Source organism: Methylocystis sp. JAN1, assembly GCF_052186135.1.
Lineage (GTDB): Bacteria > Pseudomonadota > Alphaproteobacteria > Rhizobiales > Beijerinckiaceae > Methylocystis.
Genome location: NZ_CP181499.1, coordinates 1,529,761 through 1,547,121 on the forward strand (window position 1 = coordinate 1,529,761; position 17,361 = coordinate 1,547,121).

Annotated in this window: 17 protein-coding genes and 1 tRNA gene; 12 read left to right on the forward strand and 6 right to left on the reverse strand. The window is 63.6% G+C overall.

All coding sequences use genetic code 11. The annotated features are described in order from the left end of the window. Positions 1–96 precede the first annotated feature (96 nt). Both rpoZ and ACNHKD_RS07175 read left to right on the forward strand, forming a co-directional pair. Complete coding sequence (rpoZ, locus tag ACNHKD_RS07170; protein ID WP_442756387.1) at positions 97–483, forward strand: DNA-directed RNA polymerase subunit omega; 387 nt, start codon at positions 97–99, stop codon at positions 481–483. A 150-nt stretch (positions 484–633) separates the two neighbouring features. Continuing rightward, positions 634–2,844 (forward strand): RelA/SpoT family protein, encoded by a 2,211-nt coding sequence (locus tag ACNHKD_RS07175; RefSeq protein ID WP_442756388.1) that lies wholly within the window; start codon positions 634–636, stop codon positions 2,842–2,844. A gap of 30 nt (positions 2,845–2,874) precedes the next feature. Here ACNHKD_RS07175 and ACNHKD_RS07180 read toward each other — a convergent pair whose 3' ends face one another. Continuing rightward, positions 2,875–3,525, reverse strand: a complete 651-nt coding sequence (locus ACNHKD_RS07180) for a hypothetical protein (protein WP_442756389.1) — start codon at positions 3,523–3,525, stop codon at positions 2,875–2,877. Between the two features lie 179 nt (positions 3,526–3,704). Between ACNHKD_RS07180 and ACNHKD_RS07185 the strand changes: the two genes are divergently transcribed. The 6 genes from ACNHKD_RS07185 to recO all read left to right on the forward strand — a co-directional run bounded on the left by ACNHKD_RS07185 (position 3,705) and on the right by recO (position 8,393). After that, positions 3,705–4,463, forward strand: coding sequence for a pyridoxine 5'-phosphate synthase (locus tag ACNHKD_RS07185; RefSeq protein WP_442756390.1), 759 nt, complete (start codon positions 3,705–3,707; stop codon positions 4,461–4,463). Between the two features lie 230 nt (positions 4,464–4,693). Beyond that, on the forward strand, positions 4,694–5,464 hold the full coding sequence (lepB, locus tag ACNHKD_RS07190) for a signal peptidase I (protein ID WP_442756391.1): 771 nt from the start codon (positions 4,694–4,696) through the stop codon (positions 5,462–5,464). Between the two features lie 10 nt (positions 5,465–5,474). After that, positions 5,475–6,164 carry a ribonuclease III gene (gene rnc, locus ACNHKD_RS07195; protein WP_442756392.1) on the forward strand — a complete coding sequence of 230 codons (690 nt, stop codon included), beginning with the start codon at positions 5,475–5,477 and terminating at the stop codon, positions 6,162–6,164. 174 nt (positions 6,165–6,338) lie between these two features. Continuing rightward, positions 6,339–7,262: a GTPase Era gene (era, locus tag ACNHKD_RS07200; RefSeq protein ID WP_442756393.1), complete on the forward strand. Its 924-nt coding sequence runs from the start codon at positions 6,339–6,341 to the stop codon at positions 7,260–7,262. Positions 7,263–7,307: 45 nt separating this feature from the next. Beyond that, the gene (locus ACNHKD_RS07205; protein ID WP_442756860.1) at positions 7,308–7,514 is read left to right on the forward strand and encodes a DUF1737 domain-containing protein; all 207 of its coding nucleotides are present in this window, start codon (positions 7,308–7,310) and stop codon (positions 7,512–7,514) included. Between the two features lie 159 nt (positions 7,515–7,673). Then, positions 7,674–8,393, forward strand: coding sequence for a DNA repair protein RecO (recO, locus tag ACNHKD_RS07210; protein ID WP_442756394.1), 720 nt, complete (start codon positions 7,674–7,676; stop codon positions 8,391–8,393). Here the strand turns inward: recO and ACNHKD_RS07215 are convergent. Next, positions 8,390–8,650 (reverse strand): hypothetical protein, encoded by a 261-nt coding sequence (locus ACNHKD_RS07215; protein ID WP_442756395.1) that lies wholly within the window; start codon positions 8,648–8,650, stop codon positions 8,390–8,392. The two genes, recO and ACNHKD_RS07215, sit on opposite strands and share 4 nt — an antisense overlap. A 254-nt stretch (positions 8,651–8,904) precedes the next feature. Here ACNHKD_RS07215 and parC point away from each other — a divergent pair, with 254 nt between their 5' ends. Next, on the forward strand, positions 8,905–11,169 hold the full coding sequence (parC, locus tag ACNHKD_RS07220; RefSeq protein WP_442756396.1) for a DNA topoisomerase IV subunit A: 2,265 nt from the start codon (positions 8,905–8,907) through the stop codon (positions 11,167–11,169). Positions 11,170–11,322: 153 nt separating this feature from the next. Here the strand turns inward: parC and ACNHKD_RS07225 are convergent, their stop codons facing one another. Genes ACNHKD_RS07225 through ACNHKD_RS07235 form a run of 3 tightly spaced genes read right to left on the reverse strand, consistent with a single transcriptional unit; the run spans position 11,323 to position 13,578 of the window. Further along, positions 11,323–11,913, reverse strand: a complete 591-nt coding sequence (locus tag ACNHKD_RS07225) for a hypothetical protein (protein ID WP_442756397.1) — start codon at positions 11,911–11,913, stop codon at positions 11,323–11,325. 1 nt (position 11,914) lies between these two features. Continuing rightward, positions 11,915–12,763, reverse strand: coding sequence for a serine O-acetyltransferase (gene cysE, locus ACNHKD_RS07230; RefSeq protein WP_442756398.1), 849 nt, complete (start codon positions 12,761–12,763; stop codon positions 11,915–11,917). A 47-nt stretch (positions 12,764–12,810) separates the two neighbouring features. Further along, a complete protein-coding gene (locus ACNHKD_RS07235; protein ID WP_442756399.1) occupies positions 12,811–13,578 on the reverse strand; it encodes an alpha/beta fold hydrolase in 768 nt (255 codons plus the stop codon). A gap of 173 nt (positions 13,579–13,751) precedes the next feature. On the opposite strand from ACNHKD_RS07235, the gene ACNHKD_RS07240 reads away from it, so the two are divergent. Beyond that, positions 13,752–13,828 (forward strand) — tRNA-Arg (locus ACNHKD_RS07240). A 268-nt stretch (positions 13,829–14,096) separates the two neighbouring features. Here ACNHKD_RS07240 and ACNHKD_RS07245 read toward each other — a convergent pair. Continuing rightward, the gene (locus tag ACNHKD_RS07245) at positions 14,097–14,531 is read right to left on the reverse strand and encodes a transposase (RefSeq protein ID WP_442756400.1); all 435 of its coding nucleotides are present in this window, start codon (positions 14,529–14,531) and stop codon (positions 14,097–14,099) included. A gap of 1,071 nt (positions 14,532–15,602) precedes the next feature. On the opposite strand from ACNHKD_RS07245, the gene amoC reads away from it, so the two are divergent. Beyond that, positions 15,603–16,376 (forward strand): bacterial ammonia monooxygenase, subunit AmoC, encoded by a 774-nt coding sequence (gene amoC / locus ACNHKD_RS07250; protein ID WP_442756401.1) that lies wholly within the window; start codon positions 15,603–15,605, stop codon positions 16,374–16,376. Between the two features lie 193 nt (positions 16,377–16,569). Continuing rightward, entirely contained in the window at positions 16,570–17,340 is a 771-nt protein-coding gene (gene amoA / locus ACNHKD_RS07255; RefSeq protein ID WP_442756402.1) for a bacterial ammonia monooxygenase, subunit AmoA, read from the forward strand. Positions 17,341–17,361 lie beyond the last annotated feature (21 nt).

The window sequence follows — 17,361 nt, forward strand, 5'->3', positions numbered from 1 at the left end:
AGCTTAGCAGTTCGAAAATCGCAGGCTCGCCATTGATCGGCAATGCAATTTAGTGTAGCAGCCCGGTTTCCCCACTTCAAGCAGGAGCCGTGAGAGATGGCGCGCGTCACCGTCGAAGATTGCATCGACAAGATCGAGAACCGCTTCGATCTCGTTCTGCTCGCGGCGCATCGCGCGCGGCTCATTTCCTCCGGCCAGCCGATTCTCGTCGACCGCGACCGCGACAAAAACCCGGTCGTCGCCCTGCGCGAGATCGCGGAAACCCAGCTCTCGCCGGAAGACTTGTCGGAAGACTTCATCCATTCGCTCCAGCGCCACGTCGAGGTCGACGAGCCGGAAGCGGAGGCCGCGCCGGCCCTGACGCCCGCCGCTGGCGGCGATTTCGACAGCGACCAGCAGTTCGACCGCATGACGGAAGAGGATCTGCTGCGCGGCCTGGAGGGCCTCGTCCCGCCGGCCGAGGTGGAAGAAGACGGCGAGTAGAAGCGTTTCCAGCTTTTGTCGCCTTTTACTGGAGGCGGCGGTAAAGCTGCGCTACATTCGACGTCCGCTTTCAGCGGCGAGGCGAAGACCGTCCGGCGCAAGACGCGCTGGCGGCGCGCCGGCCGCGCAGTTTCGCCGTGGCTTTCGCGCATGATGCGTCAATACGAACTCGTCGAGCGCGTTCGGAAATACAATCCGAACGTCGACGAGGATTTGCTGAACCGCGCCTATGTTTACGCCATGAAGGCGCATGGCCAGCAGACGCGCGCCTCCGGCGATCCCTATTTCTCCCATCCGCTCGAAGTCGCCGCAATCCTCACGGATTTGAAGCTCGACGATGCGACCATCGTCGCGGCCGTGCTGCACGACACGATCGAGGACACGGAGACGACGCGCGAGGAGATCGACCGTCTCTTCGGCGAGCAGATCGGCAAGCTCGTCGACGGCCTCACCAAGATCGAGAAGCTCGATCTCGTCTCCAAGCAGGCGCGCCAGGGCGAGAATTTCCGCAAGCTGCTGCTCGCCGTGGCCGAGGACGTGCGCGTGCTGCTCGTGAAGCTGGCTGACCGCCTGCACAATATGCGCACGCTGCATCACGTGCTGCAGGACAAGCGCGCGCGCATCTCGCAGGAAACGCTGGACATTTACGCGCCGCTCGCCGGCCGCATCGGGATGCAGCGCCTGCGCGAGGAGCTTGAAGGGCTCGCCTTCCGTCACCTTTCGCCGGAGGCGCATCAGGCGATCGAGCAGCGGCTGCATGAGCTGCGCGCCAAGAACGGCCGCATCATCAAGCGCATCGAAGACGAACTGGCCAAGGAGTTTCTCGAGCGCGGCATCGCGGCGGCGGTCACCGGCCGGCAGAAAACCGCCTATTCCGTTTGGCGGAAAATGGAGCGCAAGTCGATATCCTTCGAGCAGCTCTCGGATATTTTCGGCTTCCGCATCATCGTCGGGACGGTCGAGGATTGTTATCGCGCGCTGGGCGTCGTGCACACCAAATGGCCGAGCGTGCCGGGACGATTCAAGGATTACATCTCGACGCCGAAGCAGAACGACTATCGCTCGATTCACACCACGGTGATCGGACCGGGCCATCAGCGCGTCGAGCTGCAGATTCGGACGGCGGAAATGCACGAGATCGCGCGCTTCGGCATCGCCGCCCATGCGCTCTACAAGGACGCGACCGGCGACGAGGGGCGCGAGGAGCTCGCGAGGGAAAGCCGCGCCTTCCGCTGGCTGCAGGAGACGCTGGAGCTGCTCGCGCATGGCGACAGCCACCCGGAAGAGTTTCTTGAGCACACGCGGCTCGAGCTCTTTCAGGACCAGGTCTTCTGCTTCACGCCCAAGGGCGCGCTCATCGCCCTGCCGCGCGGCGGGACGCCGATCGATTTCGCCTATGCGGTCCACACCAAGCTCGGCGACTCGGCGGTGGGCGCCAAGATCAACGGCCGCGTCGCGCCGGTGCTCTCGCAGCTGCAAAACGGCGACGAGGTCGAGATCATCCGCGCCGACGGCCATGTGCCGCCGGCGGCGTGGGAGGCGGCGGTCGTCACCGGCAAGGCGCGCGCCGCCATTCGCCGCGCGACGCGCGAGGCCGTGCGCCAGCAATATGCCGGGCTCGGGCGACAGATCGTGGAGCGCGCCTTCGAGCGCGCGGGCCGGCCCTATTCGGACGACCGGCTGAAAGGGGCGCTCACGCGCCTCGCGCGCCACTCGATCGACGACGTTCTCGCGGCGGTGGGACGCGGCGAGATATATTCGGGCGACGTCGTGAAGGCGGTTTATCCGGACTTCACCGAGGAGCGGAAGACGCCGCAGACGCCGCCGGCGCCGGGCGAGCCGGGCTGGTTCGGCGTGAAGGCCAACGCCAACGTCGTCTTCAAGGCGCCGGGCGCCGAGGGCGATGCGGGCGCCATCCCCATTCGCGGCCTGCGCGGCGACGCGCCGGTGCGTTTCGCGCCCGAGGGCGGCGCCGTGCCGGGCGACCGCATCGTCGGCATTTTCACGCCGGGCGAGGGGATCACCATCTATCCGATCCAATCGCCCGCGCTCACTGCTTTCGACGACCAGCCCGAACGCTGGCTCGACGTGCGCTGGGATATCGATCCGGAAGCGCGCGCCTTCTTCCCCGCCCGCATCGTCTTGACCGCGATCAACGAGCCGGGCTCGCTTGGCGCGCTCGCGACGCTGATCGGCGAGACGGGCGCCAATATCGACAATATCAATTTCAAGGCCCATTCGCCGGATTTCCGCGAGATGACGTTCGATCTCGAGGTTGCGGATCTGAAGCATCTGACCGGCGTGCTCACCAAGCTGCGCGCGAGCCCGCTTGTGAGCAAGGTGGAGCGCGTGATCGGATGACCCCTCGCTCCGCTCAATCCTGATGATGGTTTAGAAGCCGGCGGCCGCGCACTGGCCGAGCTTTCCGCTCGCCGCAACATTGGGCCCGTAGGTAATGGGGTTCGGGCCGTTGCCGGCGCATTCGAGCTTCTTGCCGATCAGATTGCTCGTGAGAAGGGCGGAAACGTTGTTTTGCGACGGGGAGCCGTTGGCGACATTTCCGTCGACGCGGACATTGCCGCCGACATCGACCTTGTAAACCGCGCAGAGCGCTGCGTTGCCGACGCATTCGACATCGCCCGCGACCATGGCGCGGCCCGAGGTGCCGTCGATAAAGCCAGCCACCCAGAGGCTCCCGTAATCGAGCTTGCCTGAACAGCCGCGGATCTGGACGTCGCCCCGAACCAGCAGAGGCGCCGCCTCGCCTCTCAGCAGGACTTCGGCGCACTCGGTCGCCTCCACATTGCCGGCGACCGTGCCGCCGCGCATTTTTAAGGTCGCCTGCCTGCCCACCACCAGATCGCCGATCACCGAGACGCCGCTGATGTCGCAAGTCTGCCCGTCAGGCACGACGACGCGGCCGGTAACGGTGGCCCCGGCGGCGATAGGGGAGCTGGAGCTGCAATTTGCATCAGCCGCCATGACGGCTGACGCGTCGGCGGCGAAGAAGGCCAGAATAGCGAGTGTGGTAAGCTTTGTCATATTTTCGTTCTCCATCCGAAAATACCGGGAATAATCCGCAAACCGGGTCAAGAATTCAAATTAATAGACGATTAATCATAAATTATTCTGGTTAACATCCACAGGCCGTCCGGGCGTTCAAACAAGGCGTTTTTTTGAGCCCCAATGACAACCCCATCGGCCGCGCGCTATGAAGCGGCATGAGCGCCAAACCCCTACGCCTCGGCGTCAACGTCGACCATGTCGCCACCATCCGCAACGCCCGCGGCGGTCCGCGCCCGGACCCGGTCCGCGCGGCGCTGCTCGCCATCGAAGCGGGCGCCGACGGGATCACCGCGCATCTGCGCGAGGATCGCCGTCACATCACCGACGCGGACATGGCGAGACTGAAGGCGTCCATCTCAAAGCCGCTGAATTTCGAAATGGCGGCGACCGGCCAAATGCTCGACATCGCGCTCGCGACCGCCCCGCACGCCGTCTGCCTCGTGCCCGAGAAGCGCACCGAGCGCACGACTGAGGGCGGGCTCGACGTCGTCGGCGGCCACGACTATCTTGCGCCTTACGCCGATCAGCTGGCGCGCGGCGGCATAAGGGCGTCGCTCTTCATCGAGCCCTCGACGGAGGCGATCGACGCAGCCGTCTCAATCAAGGCGCCTGTCGTGGAGCTGCATACGGGCGCCTGGTGCCACGCCGTCGAGGTGGGGGACAACGCCCTGGCCGAGCGGGAATTCGAGCGCGTGAAGACGGCCGCCGCCTATGCCGGCGAGCGAGGGCTCGAAGTCCATGCCGGCCACGGCCTCGACTATGACACGGCCCGGCGGGTCGCGGCGCTGCCGCAGGTGGTGGAGCTGAATATCGGGCACTTCCTCGTCGGCGAGGCGGTCTTCGTGGGTCTCGCCGAGGCGATTCGCCAGATGCGCAAGGCGATGGACGAGGGGCGCGCCTCGCTCGTCCTTTGAGGGGGGAGGCGGGTCTCCATCCCTCGTCAAATGCGCTGCCGGGCGGGTCCTTTCCGCCACGATATTGGAGCCTTTACGGGAAGGGATTCGCTCACGCCAGCGTTCGTCCGATTGCCCTGCGCTCTTCCCTGCCGCAGTTCTCATCTCGTTAACGGCGTGCTAAGCGGGATCGCGGGGCGGCTGGTCCCTCGATCTTCTAAGGAGCGCATGGCTTGAGCAGGAACGTCCCGGTGGCTCAGAAACAGGAAGAAGGCGGGATTCTGGAGACCATCAAGGTCATCGTCCAGGCCCTGGCGATTGCGCTCGTCATCCGCACGCTTCTCTTCCAGCCCTTCAATATTCCATCAGGGTCGATGATCCCCACGCTGCTCATCGGCGACTACGTCTTCGTCTCGAAATATGCCTACGGCTATTCGAACTATTCCATGCCCTTCGGCCCGAACGTCTTTTCGGGCCGCGTGCTCGCGTCGCCCCCCAAGCGCGGCGACGTCGTCGTCTTCAAGCTGCCGCGCGACAACGAGACGGACTACATCAAGCGCGTGATCGGCATGCCGGGCGACCGCATCCAGATGATCGAGGGTCGCCTCTACATCAATGGCGTCGTCGTCCCGCGCGAACCGATCGCCAAGGCTCGCACGGAGAATCGGGATGGCGAGGAGGCTCCGGTCGCGACCTATCGGGAGACGCTGCCGGGCGACGGAAGTCATCCGGGCGTCGAACACACGATCATCGAGATCGAGGGCGATCACGGCATCAACGACAATACCGAGCTCTTCGTGGTGCCGCCGGATCATTATTTCATGATGGGCGACAATCGCGACAACTCGACGGACTCCCGCATCTCGCCGGACCTTGGCGGCGTGGGCTTCGTGCCCTTCGTCAATCTCGTCGGCCGCGCCGAAATCATCTTTTTCTCGGTGAAGAAGGACGAATCCGCGCTCGCCTTCTGGCGCTGGCCATGGTCCGTGCGCTGGGACCGTCTGTTCAAGCCGGCGCACTGAGCGAGCTTGAATGGCGCGGGCGAAGCCTGATCTCGCGGCGCTAGAGGCGCGCATCGGGCATGACTTTGCAAACAAGGCGTTGCTGCGCTGGGCGCTGACCCATGTCAGCGCCGCGGCTCAGCGGCCGGATTCGTACGAGCGGTTGGAGTTCCTGGGCGACCGGGTGCTCGGGCTCGCGGTCGCGCACATGCTCTTCGAGGCTTTTCCGGACGAAAGCGAGGGCGAGCTTTCCCGCCGTCTCGCGGCGCTCGTGCGCAAAGAGACCTGCGCCGAGATCGCCGAGCTTTGGGGCGTCGGCCCCCATATCCGGCTAGGCGAAGGCGAGGCGCAGACCGGCGGGCGCAAAAAGCGCGCGATTCTGGGCGATATTTGCGAAGCGATCATCGGCGCGGCGTTTCTTGACGGGGGGACGGCGGCGGCTGAACGCATGGTGCGGGAGGCCTTCGGCCCCATCATGCGCGAGACGGGTCGGAATCTTCGCGACGCCAAGACCGCGCTGCAGGAATGGGCGCAAGCCCGCCGTCTCGCCCCGCCGCGCTACCGCATGGTGGCGCGCCGGGGGCCGGATCATGCCCCTTCTTTCGAGCTGGCGGTCGAGATCGAGGGTTTCGAGCCGGCTATCGGGGGCGGCAGCTCCAAACGCGTGGCCGAACAGGCGGCGGCGGCCGCCTTCATGGCGCGCGAGGGCGTGACGGAATAACCCAGTTCCCTCTCCCCGTGAAGCGGGGAGAGGGTTAGGGTGAGGGGCAAGGCGGCGATACGTCTCCGGCTTTTGAGCCGGGCCAAAACCGAGCTTTTCTTGTCTCGGCTCGCCCCTCGCCCCAGCCCTCTCCCCGTAGGCGGGGAGAGGGGGCGCTGCTGAAATGGAGAATTGGTGAGCGACACACACGCCACGGAACAGGAAACGCGCTGCGGCTTCGCGGCGCTCGTCGGCGCGCCCAACGCCGGCAAGTCGACGCTGCTCAATCGGCTCGTGGGCGCAAAGGTCTCGATCGTCTCGCGCAAGGCGCAGACGACGCGGGCGCTTGTGCGCGGCATCGCCATAGACGGGCCGGCGCAGATCGTTCTCGTGGATACGCCCGGCATCTTCAGGCCCAAGCGCAGACTCGACCGCGCCATGGTGGCCAGCGCGCTCTCCGGCGCCGCGGACGCCGACGTCATCGCCCTGCTTGTGGACGCGCGCAAGGGGCTGGACGAGGAGGTTGAGGCGATCCTCAAGCAGCTCGCCGAAACAAAGGCCCCGAAAATCCTCGTTTTGAACAAGGTCGACATCGTCGCGCGGGAAAAGCTGCTGGCTCTGACAGCGAAGCTCAATGAGCAGGCGACATTCGAGGAGACCTTCATGGTCTCGGCGCTCACCGGCGACGGCGTTTCCGATCTGCTGCGCGCTTTGGGCAAGCGCATGAAGCCGGGGCCGTGGCTCTATCCGGAAGACCAGCTTTCCGACGCGCCGTTGCGCCTTCTCGCCGCCGAGATCACCCGCGAGCAGATCTATGAGCGGCTGCACGACGAGCTGCCTTACCAGTCAACCGTCGAGACGGATAGCTGGACCAATCAGAAGGACGGCTCGGCGCGCATCGAGCAGACGATCTATGTCGCCCGCGACGGCCAGAAGAAGATCGTGATCGGCGAGGGCGGCAAGACGATCAAGGCGATCGGGCAGGCGGCGCGGCGCGAGATCGCCGAAGCCGCCGAGCAGCCCGTGCATCTCTTCCTCTTCGTGAAGGTGCGAGAGAACTGGGCCGAGGACCCCGAACGCTATCGCGAGATGCGGCTGGATTTTCCGAAAGGCGAGTAAAATCGGGCGCACTCGATTCGCGAGGTTCGCATGTCCAGGAAAAGACTGACCGTCTATCGCTATCTCACCGGCCCCGACGACGCCGCCTTCTGCCATCGCGTCACCGAGGCGCTGAGCAAGGGCTGGACGCTCTATGGCGGGCCGACGCTCACCTTCGATTCTGCGCAGGGCCGCGTGATCTGCGGTCAGGCTGTCACGAAGGAAGTCGAGGGCGTGGAATACAGCCCCGAGATGAAGCTCTCGGAGCAGTGAGGATGTCACGCATTGAGGCGTGATCCCCGCCCTTCCCCTTGCGGGGAGGGCAGGGTGGGGGAAAGCCGCGATGGCCACAGAGATGGCTGACCCGCACCCCTAACTCCTCCCCGCAAGGGGGAGGGGGACTAGATTGTCGATGCTCAGAGAGACGCAGCCATGGAATGGCAGGACGAAGGCCTCGTCATCGGCGCCAGAAAGCACGGCGAGACGTCCGTCATTCTGGAGCTGATGACGCGCGCCCATGGCCGCCATCTCGGCGTCGCGCGCGGCGGGCGCTCAAAGGCGATGCGGCCGGTATTGCAGCCCGGCAATCTCGTGACGGCGAGCTGGCGGGCGCGGCTTGAGGATCATATGGGCGCCTATGCGGTCGAGCCGCTCGTTTCGCGGGCGGCGCGCTATCTCGACCGGGGTGCGGCGTTGCACGGTGTCGCGACCCTCGCCGCGCTGCTGCGGCTGTTGCCGGAGCGCGACCCGCAGGAGGGGCTGTTCGAAGCGGCCGACGCCATCGCCGCCGCTCTCGGCGCCGAGGTCGCCGCGCCGATGATGGCGCGTTTCGAGCTTTCCTTGCTCGGCGCGCTCGGCTTCGGCCTCGATCTGGAACGTTGCGCCCTCACCGGGACGCGGGACGATCTCGCCTATGTCTCGCCCAAATCGGGCCGCGCCGTGAACCGCGACGCCGGGGCGCCCTGGAAGGAGCGCCTGTTGCCTTTCCCGAGATTGCTGAGGGAAAATGTAGGCGGCGTCTCTCCTCATGAGCTGGCCGACGCCTTTCGCCTCACCGGCTATTTCCTTGCGCGCGACGTGTTCGCCCCGCGCGGCGCGGCGATGCCGGCGTCGCGGGAACTCTACATCAGCGCAATTTCCTCGATCGCTTAGCGCAACTCGTCGCAGATCACGCGCGATTCGCGATTCGTCACGCCATAGCCCTCATCCGTGTCGACGAGGATTTCGCGACACATGGCCTGCATCGCATTATCGGCGTTGCGCGCCTCTTCTTGCGCGGGGGCCTGATGGCGGCGCTGGAAGCGAGCCGAATCACTGGCTGCCATCTCCACGCTCTCCACCGCCTGGGCGGCGCCCGCAGCGATGAGCGCCACACCAAGCGCCGCGAATAGTCTGGGGATCGACGTCATGTGCGGAAACCACGGAAATACAAGAGGGAAGCAGCCTTTGGAGAAGCGAAGCGGCGCGACGCTGCGGCTCCCTTTCTATGAAGCGCTGCGGTGCGTCGCAAGCTCAATTTTGCGACACTACCAGCTAAAAAATGAAAATCCCGTTGAGGGGTGGGCTTAGAGCGCGCCGGCGTAACGAAGGTTTGCTCGCCGCTTGCGCGCGGAGCCGCGCGCCAATAGGACGATGAAGGGACGGAACAAACAGGAACGGACGGATGGCGCAAAAAGGCGGCTCGGCAGGTAAGGGCAAGGACGGCGGCGGCGAAAGCGCCGTGACGCCCGTCGATCTGCGCGAGGCGCTGGAAGAGCGCTATCTGCGTTACGCCCTCTCCACCATCACGGACCGCGCGCTCCCCGATGCGCGCGACGGGCTGAAGCCCGTGCATCGGCGCATTCTCTACGGCATGCATGTGCTGCGGCTCGACCCAGGCGCGCCGTTCAAGAAATGCGCGAAGATCGTCGGCGACGTGATGGGCTCCTATCATCCGCATGGCGACCAGGCGATCTATGACGCGCTGGTTCGTCTCGCGCAGGATTTCTCCTCGCGCTATCCGCTCGTCGACGGGCAGGGCAATTTCGGCAATATCGACGGCGATTCGGCTGCCGCCTACCGCTACACCGAAGCGCGCATGACGGGGGTCGCGCGCGCGCTGCTCGAGGGCATCGACGAGGATGCGATCGACTTCAAGCCGAATTATTCCGGCGAGGAGAAGGAGCCGGTCGTCCTTCCCTCAGCCTTGCCCAATATGCTGGCGAACGGCGCGCAGGGCATCGCGGTCGGCATGGCGACCTCGATCCCGCCGCACAATCTCGCCGAGCTGTGCGACGCGGCGCTCTATCTCATCTCGCATCGCTCCGCCACGAGCGAGCAATTGCTCACTTTCGTGCAGGGGCCGGATTTTCCGACCGGCGGCGTCATCGTCGACAGGCGCGAGGAGATTGTCGAAACCTACCGCGCGGGGCGCGGCTCCTTCCGCGTGCGCGCGCGCTGGACGAGGGAAGAGCTGCCCCGCGGCGGCTGGGTCGCGGTCGTCACGGAGATACCTTATGGCGTGCAGAAGTCGCGCCTTATCGAGAAGCTGGCGGAGCTGATCTCGGAGCGCAAACTGCCGCTCGTCGCCGATGTGCGCGACGAATCGGCGGAGGACGTGCGAATCGTCTTTGAGCCGCGCGCGCGCAATGTCGATCCGGCGCTGATGATGGAGACGCTCTTCAAGCTCTCCGAACTCGAAACGCGCTTCAGCATGAACATGAACGTGCTCGTCGACGGCGTGACGCCGCGCGTCGTCTCGCTGGACGAAGCGCTGCGCCAGTGGCTCGACCATCGCCGCAACGTGCTGCAACGCCGCTCGCGCCATCGACTCGCGGCGATCCTGCGGCGCATCGAGCAACTGGAAGGCATGATTATCGTCTTCCTCAATCTCGACGAGGTGATCCGCATCATCCGCGAGGAGGACGACGCCAAGGGCGAGTTGAAGCGGGTTTTCAAACTCACCGACCTTCAGGTGGATTACATTCTCGACACGCGCCTGCGCTCGCTGCGCAAGCTCGAAGAGATGGAGCTGCGTCGCGAACTGGACGACCTCACCAAAGAGCGCGCCGAGATCGAGAGCCTGCTCGGCGACGAAGGCAAGCAATGGAAGACGATCGCGACGCAGGTGCGCGATCTGAAAAAACTCTACGGCCCGCAGACGGCGGTCGGCAAGCGCCGCACGACCTTCGAGGACGCGCCGGCGGCTGTCGATCTGGATCTCGCCGAAGCGATGATCGAACGCGAGCCGATCACCGTCGTCGTCTCGAAGAAGGGCTGGATTCGCGCGCTCAAGGGCCATGTGCAGGATCTGTCGTCCTTGCAGTTCAAGGGCGACGACGCGCTGGACACGAGCTTCTTCGCGCAGACGACGACGAAAATTCTTGCGCTCGCGACGAACGGCAAGGCCTTCACGCTCGACGCCTCTAAACTCCCGGGCGGGCGCGGCCATGGCGAGCCGATCCGCCTTTACGCCGATATCGACGAAGGCGCCGGCATCGCCCGCGTGCTGCCGCATACAAGCGGCGCGTCGCTGCTGCTCATCGGCGACGATGCGCGCGGCTTTGTTGTCGCGCAGGACGATCTCTTGTCTTCGACCAAAAAGGGCCGCGCCGTGCTCACCGTCGAGCCGCCCGCGAAACTGAAGGTGGTGACGGAAGCGGCGGGCGATCACGTCGCCATCATCGGCGACAATCGCAAGCTCCTCGTCTTCCCGTTGGAGGAAGCCCCGCGCATGGCGCGCGGCAAGGGCGTGCGGATGCAGCGCTACAAGGATGGCGGCGTCGCCGACGCGAAGGTGTTTTTGCTCGCGGACGGACTGAGCTGGACGGATTCGGCGGGGCGCATATTCAACATCGCGGCGGCGGAGCTGAGCGAATGGATGGGCCACCGCGCCGAGGCGGGCAGGCTGCCGCCGCGGGGATTCCCGAAGAATAATCGGTTTGGATAAGGACTTTGCGCCGCGTCCCGGCCGTCACTGCGAGCAGCGTAGCCGACGACGCAATCCAGAGCGGCGGCGCGGCTCTGGATTGCGCCGCACTTCAGCGAAGTCGGGTAATGCCCGACTTCGAAAAACATCCGCAATGACGAAGAGTTTATAATCTTATGACGGCTTGGAAAAATCCGGGATCTTGAAGAAAAGTTTCCCCTGTCGCCACAGCGTGAACGCCGCGCCGCCCGCCACGACCGCGAAAACGCCAAAGCCGATATAGAGATAGAACTCCTCATCGGTCATGAGCCCGACCGAGAAGGGATGTCTTCCCTCATAGCTCTTCGCGCCATTGTCGCTCGAAAGCCTGGCGTAGAGCACGTAATAACCGGGCTCCTTGAAATTGTGGTCGAAATTGACCATGCCGTTGGGAAATTTCTGCACCGGCAGGCGCGCGACGACCTCGGCGTCGGGGTCCGGCCGGGCCTCCGGCCCCTTGGCGCGCAGCACGCGAATGTCCCACTTCATGTCGCGCAGCTCGCTGTCGCCGGCGTCAAGCACGATGACGGACGGGCCGGTGTCCGGCAGCGCCACGCATTCGCGGTCGATGTTTTTCTTGGGCTGCATGGCCACGAATTTCATCGACTTTTCGCCGAGCGCGACGGGGCATTCGGGATCGTAATAGTGCCAGCCGGCGGCGTGCGCGGACGACGAAAGACCCGCGGCGGCCAGAAGCGGCGCCGCGCCAAGAAGCAGTTTTTTCACCTTACAACCCCGTCCTCGTATGCATCTCCGCATCTAATACAGCCAGCATCTGATCCATGGCGAGGGCCGGCTCGGCGCATTTCGAGTCGCCCACGATCCGCGCCGGCACGCCCGCCACCGTCTTGTTGGCGGGCACCGAATCGAGCACCACCGAGCCTGCCGCGATCATGGCGCAGCGCCCGATCTCGATATTCCCCAGAACCTTCGCGCCGGCGCCGATCAGCACGCCGCGGCGCACCTTGGGATGGCGGTCGCCGCGCGATCTGCCCGTGCCGCCCAGCGTCACGCCATGCAGCATGGAAACGTCGTCCTCGATCACGCTCGTCGCGCCAATGACGACGCCGGTGGCGTGGTCGATGAAGACGCTCTTGCCGATCCGCGCGGCCGGGTGGATATCGGTCTGGAAAATCTGCGAGGAGAGGCTCTGCAGCGTCAGCGCCAGGTCGCTGCGGCCGCTTTTCCACAGCCAGTGCGCCAGCCGGTAGGTCTGCAGTGCGTGGAAGCCCTTGAAATAGAGGGCAGGTTCGAGGATTCGCGTGCAGGCTGGATCGCGCTCCAGGACCGCCAGAAGGTCGGCGCGGAAGGCGTCGATCAGGTCTGGCTCGCGCGCGAGGCAGGCGTCGAAAGCCTGGCGGATTGCGGCATAGGGCGCCTCCGGCCGGTCAAGGCGCTGGGCGACGCGATGGGCCACGACGCCCGCCACCGTCTCCTGGGCCATGATGGCCGGGTAGATGAAGCCGCCGAGCTCGGGCTCGCGGCGCAGCACGTCCTCGGCCTCCAGCCGCAGCCGGGCCATGATCGGATCGAATTCGATGACGGTCGCGGTCTGCTCCCGCGTTTCGGCGGCCATGGGCTCCTCCTGACGAGGCTATATAGCGCCTCGGCCACGCCCGCGCATCATGGTCGCGCCGCCAGAAATTCGAGCGCCGCCTGCTTGTAGATCCTGTCGCCTACGGCTCGGTTGTGGTCGCGACCGGGAATGTCCACGAGCCGGACATTGGGGAAAAGCGGCTCGAGCGGCGACGGGTCGCCGGCGACGTCGTCGCGCGTGCCGACGCAGATGAGCACCGGGCATTCAATGTTGGCGAGGAGGGCGGGGTCGAGCGCCTTGCGCGCGCCCCGCACGCAGGCGGCCAGCGCCCTAAGGTCGCTGCGGGTCGATTCGGCGAAGCCGCGGAAAATCTTGAGCATCGAATTGTCGATGTCCTCGATCCGCTCCGCCTCCATGGCCTCGGCGAGGCCGCTCGGCAGGCCGGCGTCCTGGATGAGATACTGGCCGATGCCGCCGAGGATCAGCGAGCGCACGCGGTCGGGCTTGGCGAGCGTGAGCACGACGCCGATTCGCGCTCCGAGCGAATAGCCCATGACGTCGGCGCGGGCGATGGAGAGGTGATCCATCAGATTGGCGACGTCTCCCGCCATCAGATCGAGCGCATATTGCGCCGGGTCATAGAGCTTCTGGGACCGGCCGTGGCCGCGATTGTCCAGCACCACGACGCGGCGTCCGTCTTCGGTCAGCGTCTTGACCCACTGGGTGAACATCCAGTTCACGGCATGGGTCGAGGCGAAGCCGTGAATCAGAACGATCGGCTCCCGCCGGTCTTCGCTGAGGGGCTCGAAATCCGAATAGGCAATCTCGACGCCGTTCGAGACGAAAGTTTCCATCGCAAATCCTGTGTGACAAACCCTACTTAAAGGCTCGCACAGGCTGTGCAAGCGGCAGACCGGCAAAATTCGCCCGTCAAGATAACAGCTCTTGCCATTCTCTTCGCATGTCGCTAAACGGACGCATGTCGCGACGCGGCGGCCCTCAAGATGGGCGGCGGAGCGCGCGACGGGCGCCCGTAGCTCAGCTGGATAGAGCACCAGACTACGAATCTGGGGGTCAGAGGTTCGAATCCTTTCGGGCGCGCCATTCTTGAAAAAGCAGAGATCTCCAGGCGGGTTTATATCCGTGTCCTCTCGCGGCCCGCGTCGGCGCGGCTGTTGATTCGGTTGAGATTCGCTTCGTCGACCGTTGAGAGTAGCTGAAGAAGGCGGCGCTGCTGCTTTGCGGCCACGACGGCGAATGGCCTCCCCCGCCATCCATCCCCCTGCCGCCGCAACGAGTGAAGACGCGCGCGCCATGAGACGGCGCCGGCAACGTCCTCGCGCGCCCCGATGAGGGCCGCGCCTGTGGAGGTTTAATTATCCGCTGGCTTATCCGGTTGTTTCGCGAGATCGCGCAGCCTGGCGCGAACGGTTCTCCAATTGGGCGGCGGAAGAGAAAGATCCTTGCAGCGAAGCGTGATTTCGCGAAACAGCGTATTGAAAGGCGGCCGCTCCGTTTGAGCGACGTAATCCGCCAGTGCGGCGGAGATGATCTGTTCGCGCTGCGGATCGAGGCTGCGAGCGCCTTTGGGGCGACCCACCGATCGCGCCGCCGGGGAGATGGCGCCGCAAGTGCGAAAAGATTTCATCATGCGATAGGCCGTGGCGCGAGAAACGCCGAGGCCGTTCTTGAGTTTTTCGATGATCGTCTTGGTCGGGGCGCCGTCGGACTCCGCCAGCAGGTGGCGCATGGCGTCTTCCCGCCTCTGGAGCGGACCGACATTCTTGCCTTCGTTTTTACCTTCCATATGGATAGCTTTATTTTTATTGTTCTTGGATTTATCTTATTTTTTCACCGTGTCAGGCCGTCCCGCCGAACGCGCCTGCACGCCTTCCGAGATGCGCCTCAAGGGTCTTGCTGCAAAGCAGGCGACGACTTTTCTCTCATAAATACAAGGCCAAGGAAATGTTCCTTTTTCGGCGCCGTTGGCGACTCCATCGGAAGTCAGCGACTTTGTCTCACTGACGTCAAAACAATTCTAAAGTTGCAGATTGAGAGGTTTCAACGACTTCTCGTCAATTTTGTTTAACTGCCAAAGTGGAGGCGGCGCATTTTTGTGCAGTGAGACAATTAAATACATTGTCTGCTTCAAAGTGTCGCAAGGACCCATGCAACCGCCGCAATCACGCATTCAGTGGGCCAATCGCCTGACCAAAGTCGGCGCCTATTGATGCATCGCAAAAACGCCCCGACCTGGAGCCGGGGCGAGATGCGTCGCAGAAAAACGATTCCGGATGGCTCAGAGATTCAGCATGCGATTCACCGTCGGGATGAAGATGGCGAACAGGAAGATGATGAAGCCGATCCAGAATGCGACCCAGCCGAGTTCGTTGAGCGAGTGAAAAGTCTTCATGGGTTGGCGTCCTCCCTTTGTTGGCGCCTGCATGTTGTCGCAAGATACATAATCGACAGCGCAATACTCAAATCAACTCAAATAAGATGCGTCAGAAAGTCGCTATAGACTTGTATCATGATAATATGCACTGCACGAAATAACGATATCCGTCTCAATATAAACTACAATGATAATTGTGTCTCAATTTATACTACATATAATTGAGACTATTCAATACATTGCGCGCAATTGTCGCATATAAGCTTGTGCATACTCGATTGACGAGAGAGCTAAGCGCTATGATAGCCTCGTAGCGCATCAGGGTTGCTCATCTTACGAGTAAAACTGCTCGGAAATCAGCAAAATCATGCCTGATAAAGACGTAGAGAGCGAGGATCTTTAAGAAACATCATCTGGTGCAAGGATGACGATGGCCTGGATTCAAGAACTCTGCGTCACAATTCAAATGACTGGAGGAGAGGAATGTCTCTGACAACAGAAAAAGCCGGGGCTGGGACGAAAGAGTCCGTCGACTCGATCGTTAACTACCGACCCGCCTACCTCGCAATGGCCGCGCTCGGGACGTTCTACGTCGGCATACGCATTTACGAGCAGTATTTCGGGTGGAAGGCGGGTCTCGACTCCTTCGCGCCTGAATTCCAGACCTACTGGCTCAACATCATGTGGACCGAGCTGCCGCTTGAGTTCATCGCCTTCTGCGCCATTGGCGGCTATCTCTGGAAGACGCGCGACCGCAACATCAACGCCGTCGCGCCGCGCGAGGAAATGCGCCGCCTGATCACGCTGATCGGCTGGCTGCTCGTCTACGCTTTCACCGTCTACTGGGGCGCCAGCTACTTCACCGAGCAGGACGGCACCTGGCATCAGACCGTCATTCGCGACACGGACTTCACGCCGAGCCACATATTGGAGTTCTATCTCAGCTATCCGATCTACATCATCGCGGGCTGGGGCGCCTTCATGTATGGCCGCACGCGCATTCCGCAATTCGCCAACCGGATTTCGTTGGCCTTCCTGCTCTTCTTCGCCGGTCCGTTCATGATCTTCCCGAATGTCGGCCTGAACGAATGGGGCCACACCTTCTGGTTCATGGAAGAGCTGTTCACCGCGCCGCTGCATTGGGGCTTCGTCTTCTTTGGCTGGTTCGGCCTCGCCATGTTCGGCACGATCCTGCAGATCCTTCATCGCGTGATCGAACTCAGCAAGGAGTTCGAGAAGGACGTCCTGGCGATCTGACGCGAAGAGCTTTCGGCGAAGCGCGCGCATGCTCCCAGGGCGCCGCTGGATCGAAAGAGAGGCGGCCGCTCCGATCTCCCTCCCTCTGTATCGGGAGCGGCCGCTTCCGGCCCCGCCGACGCGCGACGCATAGCCGAAAAACAAGAAAGCGCCCGGCGAACCGCCGGGAGGAAAAATCAAGGAGAGCTAGATTATGTCGATAACAAACGATACGGCTCCAGCCGCAGGCGGGGCTTGGGCCTCCAAGGAAGAGTTCATCGGTTGCGTGAAGCTGACCGACTGGATCCTGCTTCTCGTCCTCTTCCTGGTGCTGCTCGGCTCCTTCCACATCCACTACATGCTGCTCGCCGGCGACTGGGATTTCTGGATCGACTTCAAGGACCGGCGCATGTGGCCGACGGTGGCGCCCATCGTCGCCATGTGTTTCGCCGCGGCTTCCCAGTCTTTCTTCTGGCAGAAATTCCGCCTGCCCTTCGGCGCGACGGTCGCCGTCTTCGCCCTGCTCGTCGGCGAGTGGATCAACCGCTACGACAATTTCTGGGGCTGGACCTTCTTCCCGATCAATCTCGTCTTCCCCTCGGCGCTGATCCCGATGGGATTCTGGCTGGACGTCGTGCTGCTTCTGTCCGGCAGTTGGGTGGTGACGGCGATCGTCGGCGCCATGGGCTGGGGTCTGCTGTTCTATCCAAGCAACTGGCCGGTGCTCGCGCAGTATCACCAGGCGACCGAAGTGGACGGCGTGCTGCTCACCCTCGCGGACCTCATCGGCTTCAACTACGTCCGCACCGGCACGCCTGAATATATCCGCATGATCGAGCGCGGCACGCTGCGCACCTTCGGCAAGGACGTCGTTCCCGTCGCGGCCTTCTTCTCCGGCTTCATCTCGATGCTCGTCTACTTCCTCTGGTGGAAGGTCGGCGGATGGTTCTCGACCACGGCCTATATCGAGAACGAGGACGTCTAAGCACGACGCGACGCGACAAAA

Bases quoted from the DNA above. Each gene is read 5' to 3' on its own strand.
- ACNHKD_RS07180 (WP_442756389.1), bottom strand. From the start codon at position 3,525: ATGACAAAGCTTACCACACTCGCTATTCTGGCCTTCTTCGCCGCCGAC.
- parC (WP_442756396.1), top strand. From the start codon at position 8,905: ATGGCGCAAAAAGGCGGCTCGGCAGGTAAGGGCAAGGACGGCGGCGGC.
- ACNHKD_RS07245 (WP_442756400.1), bottom strand. From the start codon at position 14,531: ATGGAAGGTAAAAACGAAGGCAAGAATGTCGGTCCGCTCCAGAGGCGG.
- rnc (WP_442756392.1), top strand. From the start codon at position 5,475: ATGGCGCGGGCGAAGCCTGATCTCGCGGCGCTAGAGGCGCGCATCGGG.
- amoC (WP_442756401.1), top strand. From the start codon at position 15,603: ATGTCTCTGACAACAGAAAAAGCCGGGGCTGGGACGAAAGAGTCCGTC.
- rpoZ (WP_442756387.1), top strand. From the start codon at position 97: ATGGCGCGCGTCACCGTCGAAGATTGCATCGACAAGATCGAGAACCGC.
- amoA (WP_442756402.1), top strand. From the start codon at position 16,570: ATGTCGATAACAAACGATACGGCTCCAGCCGCAGGCGGGGCTTGGGCC.
- ACNHKD_RS07175 (WP_442756388.1), top strand. From the start codon at position 634: ATGATGCGTCAATACGAACTCGTCGAGCGCGTTCGGAAATACAATCCG.
- recO (WP_442756394.1), top strand. From the start codon at position 7,674: ATGGAATGGCAGGACGAAGGCCTCGTCATCGGCGCCAGAAAGCACGGC.
- cysE (WP_442756398.1), bottom strand. From the start codon at position 12,763: ATGGCCGCCGAAACGCGGGAGCAGACCGCGACCGTCATCGAATTCGAT.
- ACNHKD_RS07215 (WP_442756395.1), bottom strand. From the start codon at position 8,650: ATGACGTCGATCCCCAGACTATTCGCGGCGCTTGGTGTGGCGCTCATC.
- ACNHKD_RS07235 (WP_442756399.1), bottom strand. From the start codon at position 13,578: ATGGAAACTTTCGTCTCGAACGGCGTCGAGATTGCCTATTCGGATTTC.
- ACNHKD_RS07185 (WP_442756390.1), top strand. From the start codon at position 3,705: ATGAGCGCCAAACCCCTACGCCTCGGCGTCAACGTCGACCATGTCGCC.